Here is a 15,983-nt window from a genome sequence, read left to right as displayed (position 1 = left end):
GAGGATGCCCACAATGGCGAAAACCGTCCTTGTCATCAATTCCGGTTCCAGCTCGATCAAGTACCAGCTGGTTGATCTCGAGTCCGGCGAAGGCCTCGCGTCCGGCCTCGTCGAGAAGATCGGCGAACCGATCGACGGCCACTACAAGCACGAGTACAACGGCGAGAAGCACGAGCTCGAGGAGCCGATCCACGACCACGAGCAGGGCTTGAAGCGCGTGCTCGGCTTCTTCGAGGAGTACGGCCCGAAGCTCGCCGACGCGAACATCGTCGCCGTCGGCCACCGCGTGGTCCAGGGCGGCTCCCTCTTCCCGAAGCCGGCTCTGGTCAATGACAAGACCATCAACCAGGTCAAGGATCTGGCCGTGCTCGCCCCGCTGCACAACGGCCCGGAGGCCAAGGGCGCCGAGGTCATGCGCGCGCTGCTGCCGGACGTGCCGCAGATCTTCGTGTTCGACTCCTCCTTCTTCTTCCAGCTGCCGAAGGCGTCCAGCACCTACGCGCTGAACAAGGAGATCGCCGACCAGTACCACATCCGCCGTTACGGCGCCCACGGCACCTCCCACGAGTTCATCTCCTCCGTGGTGCCGGAAGTCATCGGCAAGCCGGCCGAGGGCCTCAAGCAGATCGTCCTGCACATCGGCAACGGCGCCTCCGCCTCCGCCGAGATCTCTGGCAAGCCGGTCGAGACCTCGATGGGCCTGACCCCGCTCGAGGGCCTCGTCATGGGTGGCCGCACCGGCGACATCGACCCGGCCGTTGTCTTCCACCTCATCCGCAACGCCCACATGAACGTGGACGAGCTGGATGCCCTGTTCAACAAGCGTTCCGGCATGATGGGCATGACCGGCTTCGGCGATCTGCGCGAGGTGCACCGTCTGGTGGCCGAGGGCAATGAGGACGCCAAGCTGGCGCTCGACGTGTACGTGCACCGCATCGTCGGCTACATCGGCAACTACACCGCTCAGATGGGTGGCGTGGACGTGATCACCTTCACCGCCGGCGTCGGCGAGAACGACGACATCGTGCGCAAGATGGTGTGCGACAAGCTCGCCCCGTTCGGCGTCAAGCTCGACGAGGAGAAGAACGCGAAGCGTTCCAAGGAGCCGCGCGTCATCTCCACCCCGGATTCGTCCGCAGTCATCGCCGTGATCCCGACCAACGAGGAGCTGGCCATCGCCCGCAAGTCCGCCGCCATCGCGGAAGCCGGCGAGGACACCTACGGCAACAAGTTCGCCAAGTGAGCCATTCAGACCGGTCTGCTGAGATGCTGATCGGCTGATGCGAAGAAAGCCCCGACGGTCTTCACCGTTGGGGCTTTCTTCATGTCCGCGCGTCGAGAACGAACCATTACGCTACGGCTACATCAGCATGCCCGTCCACATGCCCACAAAGTCGGGCAGTGTCTTGCGCGTGGTCGCCACATTCACGATCTCCACTCCCGGTACCGCGAGTCCGATCATCGCGGCGAACGTGGCCATGCGGTGATCGGCGTACGATTCCATCACCGCACCATGCAGTTGCTCGCGTGGCACCGGCGTGATCTCGATGCCGTCCGGCAGTTCGCGGGCTTCTCCCCCGACGCGTCGGATCTCAGTGACCAGCGCCTCGAGCCGGTTCGTCTCATGCCCACGCAGGTGCCCGATGCCGATCATGCGCGTCGGCGCGTCCGCGAATACGAGGATCGCCGCCAGCGACGGCGCGATCTCCCCCGCCGCCGTCAGATCGAAGTCGCCAAGACCGCGAATCGCACCGGCGGCGGCCGTCACTTCGCAGTAGCGAATCCCGTCGAGCTCCGGGAACGTGACGGTCGCGCCCATGCGTTCCAGATATCCCGGCAGCAGGCCGCCCGGCTGGGTCGTCTCGACCGGCCAATGCGGCACACGCACCGTGCCTCCCGCGATCAGCGCGGCACCGAGGAACGGCGCCGCGTTCGACAGGTCCGGTTCCACGACCACGCGTTCCGGCAGCTGCAACGCGCCCGGCTGCACCGTCCACACGCGTGCGTTCTCGTCGGCGAGCGCATGTCCGCCGGCCCCGTTCACGTCGGCGACGGTCATGCGGATGTGCGGCAGGCTCGGCGTCTTCTCGCCGGTATGCGTCAGCAATAGTCCTCCGGGCAGTCGCGAGCCGATCAGCAGCAGTCCGGAGATGAACTGTGATGAGCCGGACGAGTCGATCGCGACATGCGCGGCGCCAGAGGCACCGTCAGCGCCCGGCAACTGCGCCGGCGGCGTGATCGTGAACGGCAGCCGCCCAATCTCACCGTGGTAGTCGACGGTCGCGCCAAGTTGTTCGAGTCCGTCAAGCACTGGCTTCATCGGACGCGCATACGCCTGTTCGTCGCCGTCGAACCGCACCGGCCCGTCGGCGAACAGCGCCAGTCCGGGCACGAAGCGCATGACCGTGCCGGCGAGGCCGCAGTATACGTCGACGTTGCCGCTGAATCGCCCGGAGTCCGGAGGCGTGACGGTGACGGTCGTCTCAACATCAGGATCGATGTCGCAGCGCACGCCGAGCGCGGTGAGCGCGCCCATCATGAGTTCGGTGTCGCGCGAGCGCAGCAGACCGACCAGCTTCACCGGCTTGGAGCCGAGTGCGGCGAGGATGAGGTAGCGGTTCGACAGTGATTTGCTGCCGGGGATGGTGACGGTGGCGTTGATCGGCCCGTTCGCCGTTGGTGCGGGCCACAGTTCGGGATTGTTCGTTTCGCTCATGTGCCTTATCGTATCGGTTCTATCGAAAAACGGCGGGTGCGCGTCCGCATTCGCATGCTGCGGCTATGGGACTATGGTGGAGGCATGCGTGTGATCGAACGGTGCTGCCGGGGCAAGAGGGCCGACCGGTCGTTGAACGAGGATGGTCTGGTCGTTACGGACGGGTTCGCGGCTGTGGTGGATGGCGTGACGAGCAAGAGCGTGCGGCATGTGTGGCGGCCGAGCGGCGGGGTCGTTGCGAAGGATCTGTTGCTGGGCGCGATCGCTGGATTGCCGGCGGATGCGACGATGCGGCAGGTGCAGTCAATGTTGGATGGCTGCTTGCAGGCGCAATACAACATGACTGCCGACGCGTGCCTGTTCGAACGTGAACCGTGGGAACGGTTGCAGGCGAACGCGGTGGTCTACAGTGCGGCCCGGCATGAGGCGTGGCTGTTCGGCGACTGTCAGATCATGGTGAACGGCGTGCAGACGCCGACGGTGAAGCGCGTGGACGAGTTGCTGGGCGAACTGCGATCGTTCGCCGCGCAGGCGTTGGCGTTGGATGACGATGCGTCGGACCGCACGCAGGATGATATGGCATCGTCACCGGCCTCCATCGGCTGGACGGCGACGTCCAGAGCGGATGATCCGGCCCGTAACATGATTCTGCCGTTCCTGCGATTGCAGTCGCGGTTCGCGAACCGGCGCGGCGAATACGGTTATTTCGTGTTCGACGGGTTCACCGACCCGACGTATCCGATTCGCACGGTCGCCATCGATCCTGGCGACGAGGTGGTACTCGCCTCGGACGGCTATCCCCTGCTGCGCCCGACGCTGGCCGAATCGGAGCGGGAACTGGACCGTCTGCGTCGCGACGACCCGCAGCTCATCCGCGACTACCGCACCACCAAAGGCTTCACGCCCGGCCAGGCATCCTTCGACGACCGCACCTACCTGCGCTTCGTCGCCTGACGTACCCCCGCGATATTCTTGATAGCAACCGTCATTCACACAAGCAAAGGAGCTTGTCATGCTGGAACCGTTGTATGCCATCATCTGGCTGGCCGCCGGCATCGCGATCATCGCGGTCGTGCTGCTGATGCTCTACTACGTCGTCAAAACCGCGGTGCGCAACGGAATCAACGACAGTCTGCTGTTCGCCGACCGCACCAACTGGCAGGCCGCGCAGGACGCCAATCCGCGCAACGAACTGCCGTCGTACGGCGAACGTTGGAATCAACGTTGATATCGTCGCGGCACCGGCGGATCAGGCGAGCGTGTTCTTGATTGCGCCGACGAACGCGTCGAGGTCGGCGGGCGTGCGTGAGGTGATGAACCGCCAGCCGTTCGTGTCGTCGACGGTCACTTCCTCGTTGATGTAATGGCCGCCCGCGTTTTCGATGTCGGCGGCGATGTAGCGGCACGGCGACGCGGTCTTGCCTTCCATCAGCCCGGCGTTGACGAGCAGCCATGCGCCGTGGCAGATCGCGGCGATCGGCTTGCCTTCGTGCGCGAACTCCTGGGCGAGCGTGATCGCGTCCTCGTTCACGCGCAGACGGTCGACGTTGCAGGTGCCGCCGGGCACGACGAGCAGATCGTAGTCGGCGGCCTGCACGTCGGACAGCTTCACGTCCGGCGTGAGCGTCTCGCCCTCGTAGCGGTCGTGCTGCACGGTTTCACACGGTTCCAGTTCGGTCGCGGCGAGCGTGACCTTGGCGCCCGCGGCTTTGAGATCGCGCAGCGGACGGGTCAGTTCCGTCTCTTCGATGCCCCAGTTGTTCACGATGATCAGTGCCTTGGCGTTCTCGATGGCCATACTTTCCTCCTTGACGGCATGAATGATGCCGTCATCCATTATGCCGCGCCGCCGGCTAATCGTCAGTTCATCGAAAAGCGAACGTCCGTCAAGCATCGGCTGACGATTGCTCAGCCGTTGCCGTGGTCGATTTCGGTCCATGTCCTGCCGTCGTCGTTGAGATACAGATAGTCGGTCATCGACTGTTCGCCTGAAGTGAGCGATTTGTCGCTGCCGTCGCAAGTGAGGTCGACGGTGGCGATGTCCGCCGGCGATGAACAGCACCGGCACCGCAACGGCGAGCACCGTCGCGATCATCGACGACATCCGGCCGCGGCCGTCATGATCATCCGTCATCCGGTCCATGATGCCCGTCATATCAGCTTCCCTCAATCGACCGGTTATGTCGACGTCAGTCATCGACCGTCGCCGCATCGTCCGCATACGTATGCATATACCGGCTGACGGGCGCATAGTCGGGAAACAGCATGGCCAGTTCGCTCAGCTGTGTGTCGGTGAGCGTGCCGTCCTCGGCGCGCCGCTGCATGGCGGCGAGCGTCGTGACGATGCGGTCGTTGTCGTCCGTGTTCTCGTAGATGTCGAAGAATGCGGCGATCCGCGGATCATCGTACGGCGCATGCCCGGCGACCCAGCCCGCATAGCACCGCCAGGTCAGCACGTTCAATGGCAGGATGCAGTGCCGTTGAATATCAGACAGATCGGCGGTGTCACGGAACGCGCGCAACGCGGAGGCCGGATCGCGGAAGGTGCACATCAGCGGATTGGCTTGGCCATTGATCATGACGGCACGCGTACGATCGATCGCGAGCGCCTCGTCATCGGCTGTGATATCGCTGCAATGATCGGCCCACTGGTCGGATGACGTGATGGCGACGTGCGCATAGGACGCGCGCACGGTTAGCGACCGTCCCAGCGGGATCAGCAGTGCCGCGAGGGCGAGGGCCACGCCGACGGCGATGATTATGCGCGGCAGGATGCCGGTGCGGATATGTGACGGACGTTTCATGATATGCTCGCTCCCCTGTGTCCGGGTATTTGATGCCTTGATTATTGGGCATCTGTCCAGGTAGAGCAACGTGTGATACAGGATTTCTGTATGAATCCGGTTCCCGGGATTGTTCCGGGACAATCCCGGGAACCGGAAACCGCACAATAACGAACATCCTGACGACGGGCAACCGCATCATGACGCGCATGTGCATGTTCATATGGACATGGTTCGGTTCCCGGGATTGTTCCGGAAAAATCCCGGGAACCGAATCTCCCTCACCATACGATAGTTGACGAACGTCACCTCGCCGATGTGTGGGTGACGTGTTTCGACCGTGCGGAACCCGTGACGGCGGAAGAACGGCCGCGCGGTGATGCTGGCGTGGACGGAGAGCCGAGCGATATTGCTGGCCGCCGCGTACCGCTCCACTTGATCGAACAGTCGCGAAGCCACGCCACGACCCACGACCGCGGGATCAACGAACAGCATGTCGATGTACCCGTCGTCGTCGATATCGATGAAACCGACGATCGATGGCCGGCGATCCGCCGTCTCAGCGACCCACGTGTGCACGGCCGACCGCCGCGCATCCCATTGCGTCGATGTTCCCGTATTGCCAGCCCACGCGCGCACCTGTTCGTCGTCGTAGTCACGCGACGCGGTCTCGGTGACAGCGCGGCGGAACACATCCATCGTCGCTGCAGCGTCCTCCGGTCGGTATGTGCGGATGTACACAGGCACCATCACGGCCAAGCGCCCCTCTACAGGCGGTCTGCGATCATCGCGCAATGCTCCCGCACAATGCTCGCGGACCGATGGAACTTGGCCAGTTCGCTCTCGTCGAGATGCAGGTCGACGAAATCACCCACGCCGTCGGCGTTCAACGCGACCGGCAGACTCAGGAACACGTCGTGCTCGTCGTATTCGTATTCGCCGTCGATCAGCGTGGAGACAGGGACCACGCGCCGCTCGTCCCACAGGATCGTGCGCGCCAGTCCGGCCACGGTGGCGGCGATGCCCTGACTGGTGCCGCCGCGCAGCGACTTGATGAGCAGACCGCGCCGCCGCGTCCGCTCCTCGATGCCATCCAAGGTGATATCCGCATAACGGGACCGATTGTCCTGCAGATATCGGGTAAAGCTTTTGCCGACGAACGAGACTGTCGACCACGGCACGAACTGGGAGTCGCCGTGTTCGCCGATCACATAGCCGGACACCATGCGCGGGTCGAGCCTGGTGATGTCGCCGATGATCGCCTTCATGCGGGATGTGTCGAGTGCCGTGCCGGAGCCGATGACCTGGGCGCGCGGCAGCCCGGTGCGCTTCCATGCGAACCAGCTGAGCACGTCGACCGGATTGGAGACCATGATGAGGATGCCGTCGAATCCGGAATCGCGGATGGCGCACAGGATCGGATCGACGATGTCGATGGCCGCACCGAGCTCCTGGAACCGCGTCTCGCCGGGTTTCGGCTTCGGCCCGGCCGTGACGATCACGATGTCGGCATCGCGGCAGTCGGGCCAGTCGCCACGGCGGATGGATACGAACCGACCCGTGTAATCGGAGCCGTCCATGAGGTCCATGGCCAGTCCGGACGCCTTGTCGGGATTATGGTTGATGAGCACCAGTTCATCGCACAACCCTTGCAGGACGATGGCACCGGCGGTCGCCGCGCCGACGCTGCCCGTGCCGACGATCACTACCCGACTGCGATGCGACGTGACCATATGCCGTCCCTTCCTTTTTCTGACCGTTTCAACCATGCGTCTCACATATGACTGACGATCATGATGCTACGTTTGCCGCATACCGGCAATACGCCCATTGCATGACGGACACCGACATCAGCGGTGATTCCGATACGGTCGCGCAGCCGTCACTGCATCCGTCTGCCGGTTGTTCCTGCGGATCATCCGATATCGGCGTATACGTGCAAGTTGCGCGGGATTGCGTACGATGATCGCCGTGTCGGGATGCGCATGCGCCGTGTCGACGAATCGTTGCCGGCGGGCGGCATTGCGTCCCTTGATGAGCAGCCACCATGCGAATTCGGCATCGATCTTCTCCGGACAGCCTGGCGTCATGTCCGGTCGACTGGCGCCGCGGTAGCGCAGCCAGCGGCGAACGGCCCGCGCGAAGCATCGGAATCGGCCGAACAGCATGACGATGATGACGTCGGCTTGCGTCATGCGTTCGTCATACAGCAGATTCGTATAGTTGCCTTCGATGACCCACGATTCGTGATCGTTCATGAACGTGGCGACGACGGCACGAGCGTCATCGTCATCACGTTCTTTCCATCCGGGCAGCCAGTGTACTTGGTCAAGGTACATGACCGGGATGGCCAACCGTTCGCCGAGCTTCCTCGCCAACGTCGATTTGCCGCTGCCGCTGTATCCGATGATCGCAATGCGCATGGCATCGATCATACCGGCATCGGTTTGATCATGAGATAGTTGACGAACGTCACCTCGCCGATGCGCGGGTGACGTGTTTCGACCGTGCGGAACCCGTGACGGCGGAAGAACGGCCGCGCGGTGATGCTGGCGTGGACGGAGAGCCGAGCGATATCGTTGGCCGCCGCATACTGTTCCGCCTGGTCGAACAGTCGCGAGGCGACGCCGCGACGCGCGACCGCGGGATCAACGAACAGCATGTCGATATAGCCGTCGTCGTCGATATCGATGAAGCCCACGATCAATGGCCGGCGATCCGTCGTCTCAGCGACCCACGTGTGTACGGCCGACCGCCGCGCATCCCACTGCGTCGATGTTCCCGTATTGCCGGCCCACGTGCGAACTTGCTCGTCGTCGTAGTCACGCGACGCGGTCTCGGTGACGGCGCGGCGGAACACATCCATCGTCGCGGCGGCATCATCCGGTCGGTATGCGCGGATACGCAACGGTATTGGATGCTCCATATGATTCACCTTGCGATTGTCTACGCCGGTCGATCGCGAACAGTCGCCAGTGCGACGCGATGCAAGCCTCTTACAGGACGACGGAGATCAGCAGGAACGCCAGCGCGAGCGCGGGGAATGCGAACTGCTTGACGGCCGCCCCGCACTTGTCGGGGCTGCCCGCGAACAGCACCACGGCGGCGAGCGCCATGGACAGCGTGCCCGTCGCCATCAGCGTGATGCCGACGGTATGATGCCCGGCCAGGACGGTCACGGCACCGGCCAAGGCCATGATGCCAAGGAACAGATTGTAGAATCCCTGATTGTAGGCCATCTCCTTCGTCGCTTCGGCCTCTTCGACCGAGTCGATGGAGAACGTCTGCATCGTCTTCGGATCTGTCCACCGGAACGATTCCAGTACGAAGATCAGCACGTGAAGCAGACCGGCAAGCATCGCGAACACGCATGACGCAACGAGCATGTGAGGTCCCTCCTTATCAGGCAAGCATATGACGGCATATGCCGCCGCGATCAGCGACAGATACAAGAAAACCCCGTGTTTCCACGGGGGTTTCGCTCGTGTCCGAGATGGGACTTGAACCCACACGCCTGTATAAAATAGGCACTAGCACCTCAAGCTAGCGCGTCTACCATTCCGCCACCCGGACGAGTGCGTTGTTCAGACAACAGATAGGTACTGTATAGGCCAATCGCGATTCCGTCAAATCGCGACACGCACATAGCGCGGCAATCCTCCTCCGATACAGTAAACATCCCACGATGCAGTCGCAATAATGGCTTGATCCCAAATCCGCACACGAACACAACCCCGCAGACGACGGTCACCCCCACAGCAGCAGACCGACCAGCCGACGACACCCCAAAACACCACGCAGCAGCAGACGATACAACAGCCAGCTCAGCAGGAGCATGAGGTAGGCACCAACTGGTGGAACTCCAGCGACGCGGACACCAACGACAACGTGTGTGCCAGGCGGCACCGACGGCAAACCCGGCACCGTCGTCCCCTGCAACCGAACCGGCGACAGAGAGGATTTCGGGGTTAATCAATTCAAAGATCGGAAGGCCGGTCATCCATGAACATCGGACGACCGGCCTTCGTCCAATATGACCGTCCCGCATTTGAGGGGATTCACTCCAACAGGAGGCTACCCTTGGGGGCCAATAGAGCACTACACCGGAAAGAGGGCGTGACGATGTCTTTGGCCACGAACGGCCAACGGTCGTACATTTGCCGTACAATAAATGGCATGGTGAGTGCAAATACAACGAAAAGCAGCCGTTTCGAAATGCGGCTGACACAGGATCAGCGAGACCGGATCGATCAGGCGGCCGAATACAAAGGACTATCCTCATCCCAGTGGGCGCTGTCGAACCTATTGGATGCGGCCGAGCGGGACATAAGGTCCTCGCACACCATCCAACTGGACGACGAGGCGTGGGAATCCTTCGCATCCGCGCTGGACGGCCCCATGCCCGAACAGACGCTGGAACTGATCGGCAGGAAACCCATCTGGCAATGAACGACATCTCAAGACCACGCCGCATACGACAGGAAGACCATATCGACGGATTCGACTGCGGTCTTCCTCTGATCAACGACTGGCTTGCCAGGCACCTGCTCAAATCATCCCGACAGCATACCGCAGTGGCGTACGGCGTCTTCACAGACGATGCGCTCGTCGGCTTCTATACGCTCAGCGCCTACAGCGTCAGCCATGGCGAATCCTCCGGATGGCTGAAACGCAACACCCCCGACCCGATCCCGGTCATTCTGCTCGGCATGCTCGGAGTGGACATACGCTACCAGACGCAGCACATCGGAGGACAACTGCTCCGCGACGCCATCATCCGTTCGATGAACGCCGCGGAAATCGTGGGAGCGCGGGCGCTCATGGTGGAACCCGCCACGGAACAGGCGACCCGCTTCTACGAGCATTACGGATTCAGGCACATCGACCGGTCGAAGATGATGTTCATACCCCTATCCAATCGATGACGACAACGTGAGACGCCGCTCCAACGGCAATCGGAGACCCGCGCCACACCGACCCGTAAACGATACGACGAAGACCCGCTCATTGCCATGGGCGGGTCTTCGTGTCTCCGCCCGTCGTTCGCCGCATAGGTGTGACGCGACGAGAAGGTCTCGTCACATGACAGGAAGAAACACGCTGATGTATCAGTATCCGATGGATCAAAAGCAGCAACGACGGGAACTCCCGTACGCAAAGATCGGACGCCTGATCCGATACCGACGACGAGACCTCGACCAATGGGTCGAACAGCAGATCGTCGTTCCTCTGGAATAAGGGAAAACAACCCCAGCAATGTACCCGATTAGTACCCGATCGACAGAGACCCGAATCTCAAGGACACCAAAACCCTTGAAATTCCGCCATTCTTGTCGGGGCGACAGGATTCGAACCTGCGACATCCTGCTCCCAAAGCAGGCGCGCTACCAAGCTGCGCTACGCCCCGATGCCGTCGTCACGCACAATCATGCCCACGCGAAAACGACAATCACCCATTGTACCGGACGCGTGGACGTGACTGACACGCCCACGTTCGGCCATGCGATCGCACCATGCGATCGCACCCTGCCACAAAACGGCATATGCCGCGCCATCCGCTCCCCTACTACAATGAGGTCGGAGCGCAATACGGCGCGAACACGGCAGGGAGGTTCACCGATGGGACGGCATCAGCGGGCGGAGACGTTGGGATTGGTGTCGTTCCTGATCTGCGCGATCGTCGCGTTCTTCGGCATGAAACTGTATCTTGACCTCGCCCCCGCGATCTGGCAGGTGACGCAACGCCGGTTCAGCGTGGCGGCGGCCATCATCGCGGCATGCGGTGTGATCTCGTTCGTGATCGGCTATGCGAGCAACTCGCGTTCGTTCACGCTCAAGCACGGCTGGTGGGTGCCGATCCGCCGCATCTTCGAGATCCTCGCACTGTCGGTCGTGTACGCGGCCACGATCTTCCTGTCCTCGTTCGCCCTGTTCAGCGTCGTGAACACGGTGATGGGCATGCACTTGCTCGCCGGCTACATGCCGGCCGCCTGCGCCGGATTCGCGGGCGTGGCCGGCTACATGACGTTCGTACAGGCCGAACTCATGAACGCGAAGACGCTCGCCTCGCTGCTGCCGTTCTTCGTGATCTCGGGAGTCAGCACCGCAGGATTGACCACCGACGACCCGTACTGGTATCACAACAACTTCTCGCAACTCGGCGACCGCACCACGTTCGCGGCGACTATGTTCAACGCGACGCTCATCCTCGCCGGCACGTGCATCATCATCGTCAGCTACTTCGCCGTGTCCGAACTGATCACCACGCAGCGGCTCGAGCGGCTGTGGCACGAACAGTACGGCGACGAGGTCGACCATCCCGAGATCAAGCATTTCAAGGTGCGCATCGCGATCCTCTCGCTGCTGCTGACCGTCTCCGGACTCGCGTTCGTCGGCATCGGCGTGTTCCGCTACACGCCGCACTACATCATGCACAACGTGTGTGCGAAGGGTCTGCCGCTCATCATGGGCGTGCTGCTGCTCGCGCTGCCGTGGCTGGCGCCGCGCATGCCGAAGGCGATGTACGCGATCTCCGATCTGGCGATCGCGATCTGCGCTGGGTTCGGCATCTACATGCTGCGCGGCTACGATACGCTCACGAATCTCGAGGCGCTGGCATGCGCGTTCTTCCTTGGCTGGTTCATCGTGTTTTCTCGTCAGATCGCGGCGATCGAGGCCGACCGTGTGCAGATGCAGCTGGTACGCGTGCAGGCCGACCGGCTCGACATCGCGGCGTCGGCGGCGGCCAACGGCGTGGCGGACGCGCAGGCGGTCGCCCATGCGACCAATACGAAACAGCCAGCCGAGAAGATCGAATCTCGACTGGCTGCGGATCGCTGACGTGCGCGAACTTCACACTCAGAACAAGTGGTTCTGCTAGTATTGTTGATAACAAAGGGGTCTGAGAACAAGAACGTTGCAATTCCAACGTTTACAAGTCATTGGTATATCATTGAAGTATCATTGACCGTCAAATGAATGTTGCTAAAATTTGCTAAAACCGAGAACAGGGGGATGTGATGCCAAGACAAAGACGAACCGGCTCCATCTATCCGGTCAAATACACGGTGAAAACCAAACGCAAGGACGGAACCGTCGCCATCCACGAATACTGGCATGCGAAGGTGGACGGCAAATGGGTGTCCGGCAAGACCTTCAAGGCATGCGACGAGAAGATCAAGGCCAAGCTCCGTGAACGCGGCGAATGGGGAATGCTGTACGACAGGAAGACCACGCTCGGCGAATATCTGGATAAATGGTTCGAGGCGAAAGGCCACACGCTGGACCCCGGCAGCATTGAACTGTACCAGTCCGTCACGAACGTGCATCTGCCCAGATACCGTGATGTGAAGCTCGCCGATGTCACGCCTTCCCTGTTGAGAAGACTTTTCGCGAACATGAGGAACCTCGACGGCACTCCGACATCCCAAAGCCGCAGGAAGGTACTGCTCAGCGTATTGAACCAGGTCTTCGATTGCGCCGTCGCCGATCGCATCATTCCCACCAGTCCCGTCACCAAGGGGCTGGTGCCGAAGGAGAAGGACGAAAAACTCTCCCCGATCAAAACGGGCACGCTGATCGAACCGAAACCCAACGATGATGACAAGGAGGACGAAAGCATGCGAAAAGACGAACGATCCCGCAAGCAGAACCGTCATGCGTTCACGCCACAGGAAATGATACGAATGCTGGAGGCATCAACGGATGATATCATGCTCGGCACCCGGCACTGGTGGCGGCTGCTCATGGGCATGCGACAAAGCGAGATTCTGGGAATCACGTTGGACGATCTGAAATTGTGGCGAAACGTTCAGAAGGAGCAGCCCGGAGGCCCGGAGATCTGGGTCGGCCAGTACACCGCGAACTGGAAGCTGGAACAGCTGAACCGTCGGCACGGGTGCGGCGAGCGGGACAAGAACGGCCTGTACCCCTGCGGATACAAGATGCCGTCAAAGTGCCCGTACTCGCGATGGGTGGCACCGGACGACTATGACATGATCCCGCTATGCGGTCGGTTCGCATTGACTCCTCCGAAATCCCACAGAGGGAAAACCATCCCTGTGGTCAACCAGTTGGCCGAGGTAACCCGCCGTTATCTGGAGGCGACGAAGGACATTCCCAACCCATACAACCTGCTGTTTCGCACGCTGGAAGGCATGCCCATCGACGCAACCGACGATCGCGCGACGTTCCGTGATCTGATGCGCAAGGCCGGCATTCCCGACCCCGAACACAGGTACGGGCATGAATGTAGGAACAGTGCAGCCACGATACTGTTCAGCATGGGCGTGGATCCGGGCATCATCCAACGCATCCTCGGTCATTCGTCCATCGCGATGAGTGAGCATTACCGTACGGTGCCGATCGAGGAACTGTTCGCCGGCATGGAGACGATCGGCGAGAAACTGGACTTGGAACAGATCGAATGGAAGGAACAATCATGATACGCAGCAGCATCATCGCCATCAACGATGGCAACCGGTATCTCCTCTACCATGACACCGGTTGGGATTGCGACTTCTTCCCGAACCATGCGACCGACGAGAACGAGTCGGAGAACCTGCGACTGCTTGCCGACTACCTGTCCAACGGCTTCGACATCCCCCTGTCGGATTTCACTCTCGAACGGGTCACGATGGAATCGCACGAAAAGTACTCCACCGAGCATAAGGAGACGCGCTTCTACGATTACACGCTGTACAAGGCGACGATCCACAGGATGCCGGAAGCGTGGAAGGCCGACCGGTTCCATGTGGACTCGAAGGATTGCATGTGGATGACCGTGGATCAGATGCTCGCCGACCCGCACATGCGCGAGATCAACGCGGATGTGATCGGCATGGTCAAAACACGACTCTGACCAGCCAATAAAACGAGTGAGGGGTGTTGCAGGTTCCAACAGGAAACCCGCAACACCCCTCCCTATATGCGCATGTCTTACCACCGCTAGTATCTGTTTCTGAACATCTCATTCAGCTCAGATTCAGGAAAAATACAATGAAAAGCATCTATAGGACCTATCATTGAGGAACGCCACGCCCCGCTCCTTTCTCTCGCCAACGAATCCGCCTGCTGCAAGTCGTCCGCATACAGATTGTTTGCGAGGGCAACAGCAACACGAGCGCAAGCCAATGCATCGCACAACGCGTCATGATGGTGTTCAAGTTTTTCTCCGAGGACAACTCGGGACGCGCTTTTCAGATCAGATGCCTGTTGATATTTGTATTTCATCTCTTTATGCTCGGGCATCGCATTGTCATAAAATATCTGAGTGCAGAACCATTCTCCTATAGGAGGGTAAATGCGGTAGCGCCGGCAAGCTCTCTCCACATATTTTTTATCCGCCGCAGCCGCATTATGGGCAACCAATATATCGTCTTCAATAAATTCAATTAGCGAAGGGTATATTTCAGGCCACTCTGGCTCATTTTTGACCATATCGGCGGTTATATTACCATTCTTTCTGACCTCGAATATGTTCGTATAGTCGCCATTATTTGTGTTGACGAGATGATGGAACTCTCCTATTTTCTGACCATCTCTATACTTGACAGCTCCGATCGCGCATATTTCCCCGTTGCCTGTTTCAAAATCGACGGCAGTGAAATTCAACGGCATGGTAGAACCTCCTTGTACTAGATGATAAGAAGATTCTACCTGTCACTTATCACACACCGCACGTCGCCTAGAGCAACACCGTGTCGTGCAACCATGTCTGGTAATCGATCAGCACCGCGTAAGTTACGCCCAACGCCTCAGCCATAGCATACGGTTCGCCCTCGTAGATCCTTTCTACATTTGCGTATTCGAAGGAGTCAATTAAAGCAAGAGCAGTTTCCCTGCGAGTCAGCCTCTCCTCCTTTTCCGAGGAGAGCAGCTTCATCAAACCATCGTCCGAATGCTGAGCATGGATCAGCTCATGCTGGAGTGTGCAGACCCGCTGTTCCTCGCTCATGCTCGGATCAATGTATGCGATTCGCAGGTCGGGATCGTATTCGCCGCACTGGCCCGCGGGGAGGCGACGATCTCGGACAGCTACGCCGAGATCAGCCGCCTCGTCGCATAGGTCACTCCATGTCTTCACCGTGGCCAGACTCCACTTCCTTGTTTGGATCGCGATAGGCGGCCTTCTCGACTTGAATCTTCCGGCCGAGCGCATGTTCGAGCTGGTCCACAACCGACTGATATTGACCGGCCGGACGATGCAGTTGCTCGCGGGTCAGTCGGGCCAGCTCGATCATCAGAGAACGACCTGTAGTGCCAGACAAGGAAGCCAAGGCGTCAACATCATCCGTGTCGAGCGGACGCTTCCCGTTGATTCCCTTACTGACATAAGGCTGCGTACGCCCTAAGGTATCCGCAAGCTGAACCTGCGTTATACCATGCGCCTTCATATATGCCTTATATTCTATAGCAAATGCTAAGGCAAAGCCGCTTAGCACTCTTGTTTCTTCTGTATTAGCCATACCTAAAGTATAACATAT

21 protein-coding genes and 2 tRNA genes are annotated in these 15,983 nt (G+C 60.3%); 9 read left to right on the top strand and 14 right to left on the bottom strand.

Annotated elements, in window-relative coordinates; all coding sequences use genetic code 11:
- Nucleotides 1-13: 13 nt before the first annotated feature.
- Nucleotides 14-1,243, top strand: coding sequence for an acetate kinase (locus JS541_RS05435; protein WP_214373466.1), 1,230 nt, complete (start codon nucleotides 14-16; stop codon nucleotides 1,241-1,243).
- A gap of 117 nt (nucleotides 1,244-1,360) precedes the next feature.
- On the opposite strand, the gene aroA is transcribed toward JS541_RS05435, so the two are convergent.
- Entirely contained in the window at nucleotides 1,361-2,716 is a 1,356-nt protein-coding gene (aroA, locus tag JS541_RS05430; protein ID WP_214373465.1) for a 3-phosphoshikimate 1-carboxyvinyltransferase, read from the bottom strand.
- Between the two features lie 84 nt (nucleotides 2,717-2,800).
- Here aroA and JS541_RS05425 point away from each other — a divergent pair, with 84 nt between their 5' ends.
- The gene (locus JS541_RS05425) at nucleotides 2,801-3,670 is read left to right on the top strand and encodes a hypothetical protein (protein WP_214373464.1); all 870 of its coding nucleotides are present in this window, start codon (nucleotides 2,801-2,803) and stop codon (nucleotides 3,668-3,670) included.
- Between the two features lie 58 nt (nucleotides 3,671-3,728).
- Nucleotides 3,729-3,944, top strand: a complete 216-nt coding sequence (locus tag JS541_RS05420) for a DUF6019 family protein (protein WP_214373463.1) — start codon at nucleotides 3,729-3,731, stop codon at nucleotides 3,942-3,944.
- Nucleotides 3,945-3,965: 21 nt separating this feature from the next.
- Here the strand turns inward: JS541_RS05420 and JS541_RS05415 are convergent, their stop codons facing one another.
- The 9 genes from JS541_RS05415 to JS541_RS05380 all read right to left on the bottom strand — a co-directional run bounded on the left by JS541_RS05415 (nucleotide 3,966) and on the right by JS541_RS05380 (nucleotide 9,072).
- Nucleotides 3,966-4,514 carry a type 1 glutamine amidotransferase domain-containing protein gene (locus JS541_RS05415; RefSeq protein ID WP_214373462.1) on the bottom strand — a complete coding sequence of 183 codons (549 nt, stop codon included), beginning with the start codon at nucleotides 4,512-4,514 and terminating at the stop codon, nucleotides 3,966-3,968.
- 110 nt (nucleotides 4,515-4,624) lie between these two features.
- The gene (locus JS541_RS05410) at nucleotides 4,625-4,789 is read right to left on the bottom strand and encodes a hypothetical protein (RefSeq protein ID WP_214373461.1); all 165 of its coding nucleotides are present in this window, start codon (nucleotides 4,787-4,789) and stop codon (nucleotides 4,625-4,627) included.
- Between the two features lie 116 nt (nucleotides 4,790-4,905).
- On the bottom strand, nucleotides 4,906-5,520 hold the full coding sequence (locus JS541_RS05405; protein ID WP_214373460.1) for a hypothetical protein: 615 nt from the start codon (nucleotides 5,518-5,520) through the stop codon (nucleotides 4,906-4,908).
- 198 nt (nucleotides 5,521-5,718) lie between these two features.
- Nucleotides 5,719-6,249, bottom strand: coding sequence for a GNAT family N-acetyltransferase (locus JS541_RS05400; RefSeq protein ID WP_236036818.1), 531 nt, complete (start codon nucleotides 6,247-6,249; stop codon nucleotides 5,719-5,721).
- Nucleotides 6,250-6,266: 17 nt separating this feature from the next.
- The gene (locus JS541_RS05395; protein WP_214373459.1) at nucleotides 6,267-7,232 is read right to left on the bottom strand and encodes an L-lactate dehydrogenase; all 966 of its coding nucleotides are present in this window, start codon (nucleotides 7,230-7,232) and stop codon (nucleotides 6,267-6,269) included.
- Nucleotides 7,233-7,349: 117 nt separating this feature from the next.
- A complete protein-coding gene (locus JS541_RS14750; RefSeq protein WP_236036804.1) occupies nucleotides 7,350-7,934 on the bottom strand; it encodes a hypothetical protein in 585 nt (194 codons plus the stop codon).
- Complete coding sequence (locus tag JS541_RS14745) at nucleotides 7,931-8,425, bottom strand: GNAT family N-acetyltransferase (RefSeq protein WP_236036803.1); 495 nt, start codon at nucleotides 8,423-8,425, stop codon at nucleotides 7,931-7,933. Before JS541_RS14745 ends, JS541_RS14750 begins: the two co-directional genes overlap by 4 nt.
- Nucleotides 8,426-8,495: 70 nt before the next feature.
- The gene (locus tag JS541_RS05385) at nucleotides 8,496-8,885 is read right to left on the bottom strand and encodes a DUF1304 domain-containing protein (RefSeq protein ID WP_214373458.1); all 390 of its coding nucleotides are present in this window, start codon (nucleotides 8,883-8,885) and stop codon (nucleotides 8,496-8,498) included.
- 99 nt (nucleotides 8,886-8,984) lie between these two features.
- Nucleotides 8,985-9,072 (bottom strand) — tRNA-Leu (locus tag JS541_RS05380).
- Nucleotides 9,073-9,714: 642 nt separating this feature from the next.
- On the opposite strand from JS541_RS05380, the gene JS541_RS05375 reads away from it, so the two are divergent.
- From JS541_RS05375 to JS541_RS05365, 3 genes are all read left to right on the top strand, one after another.
- Nucleotides 9,715-9,948, top strand: a complete 234-nt coding sequence (locus tag JS541_RS05375) for a DUF1778 domain-containing protein (protein WP_236036802.1) — start codon at nucleotides 9,715-9,717, stop codon at nucleotides 9,946-9,948.
- Nucleotides 9,945-10,424, top strand: a complete 480-nt coding sequence (locus JS541_RS05370) for a GNAT family N-acetyltransferase (RefSeq protein ID WP_236036801.1) — start codon at nucleotides 9,945-9,947, stop codon at nucleotides 10,422-10,424. The genes JS541_RS05375 and JS541_RS05370 overlap by 4 nt, the downstream gene beginning before the upstream one ends.
- A 157-nt stretch (nucleotides 10,425-10,581) precedes the next feature.
- Nucleotides 10,582-10,737, top strand: a complete 156-nt coding sequence (locus JS541_RS05365) for a helix-turn-helix domain-containing protein (RefSeq protein WP_214373456.1) — start codon at nucleotides 10,582-10,584, stop codon at nucleotides 10,735-10,737.
- A gap of 95 nt (nucleotides 10,738-10,832) precedes the next feature.
- Here the strand turns inward: JS541_RS05365 and JS541_RS05360 are convergent.
- Nucleotides 10,833-10,906, bottom strand: a tRNA-Pro gene (locus JS541_RS05360).
- A gap of 212 nt (nucleotides 10,907-11,118) precedes the next feature.
- Between JS541_RS05360 and JS541_RS05355 the strand changes: the two genes are divergently transcribed.
- The 3 genes from JS541_RS05355 to JS541_RS05345 all read left to right on the top strand — a co-directional run bounded on the left by JS541_RS05355 (nucleotide 11,119) and on the right by JS541_RS05345 (nucleotide 14,359).
- Complete coding sequence (locus tag JS541_RS05355) at nucleotides 11,119-12,339, top strand: ABC transporter permease (protein WP_214373455.1); 1,221 nt, start codon at nucleotides 11,119-11,121, stop codon at nucleotides 12,337-12,339.
- 179 nt (nucleotides 12,340-12,518) lie between these two features.
- On the top strand, nucleotides 12,519-13,943 hold the full coding sequence (locus tag JS541_RS05350; protein WP_214373454.1) for a tyrosine-type recombinase/integrase: 1,425 nt from the start codon (nucleotides 12,519-12,521) through the stop codon (nucleotides 13,941-13,943).
- A complete protein-coding gene (locus JS541_RS05345) occupies nucleotides 13,940-14,359 on the top strand; it encodes a hypothetical protein (protein WP_214373453.1) in 420 nt (139 codons plus the stop codon). Before JS541_RS05350 ends, JS541_RS05345 begins: the two co-directional genes overlap by 4 nt.
- Before the next feature lie 86 nt (nucleotides 14,360-14,445).
- Here JS541_RS05345 and JS541_RS05340 read toward each other — a convergent pair whose 3' ends face one another.
- The 3 genes from JS541_RS05340 to JS541_RS05330 all read right to left on the bottom strand — a co-directional run bounded on the left by JS541_RS05340 (nucleotide 14,446) and on the right by JS541_RS05330 (nucleotide 15,965).
- Nucleotides 14,446-15,117: an exonuclease domain-containing protein gene (locus tag JS541_RS05340; protein WP_214373452.1), complete on the bottom strand. Its 672-nt coding sequence runs from the start codon at nucleotides 15,115-15,117 to the stop codon at nucleotides 14,446-14,448.
- A gap of 67 nt (nucleotides 15,118-15,184) precedes the next feature.
- The gene (locus tag JS541_RS05335) at nucleotides 15,185-15,454 is read right to left on the bottom strand and encodes a hypothetical protein (protein ID WP_240539253.1); all 270 of its coding nucleotides are present in this window, start codon (nucleotides 15,452-15,454) and stop codon (nucleotides 15,185-15,187) included.
- Nucleotides 15,455-15,566: 112 nt separating this feature from the next.
- Complete coding sequence (locus JS541_RS05330) at nucleotides 15,567-15,965, bottom strand: helix-turn-helix transcriptional regulator (RefSeq protein WP_214373450.1); 399 nt, start codon at nucleotides 15,963-15,965, stop codon at nucleotides 15,567-15,569.
- Nucleotides 15,966-15,983 lie beyond the last annotated feature (18 nt).

This window comes from Bifidobacterium sp. SO1, from assembly GCF_018555335.1.
GTDB classification, from domain to species: domain Bacteria; phylum Actinomycetota; class Actinomycetes; order Actinomycetales; family Bifidobacteriaceae; genus Bifidobacterium; species Bifidobacterium simiiventris.
Note: the sequence above shows the minus strand (reverse complement) of the source record. Positions and strands in the feature narration are given on the sequence as shown.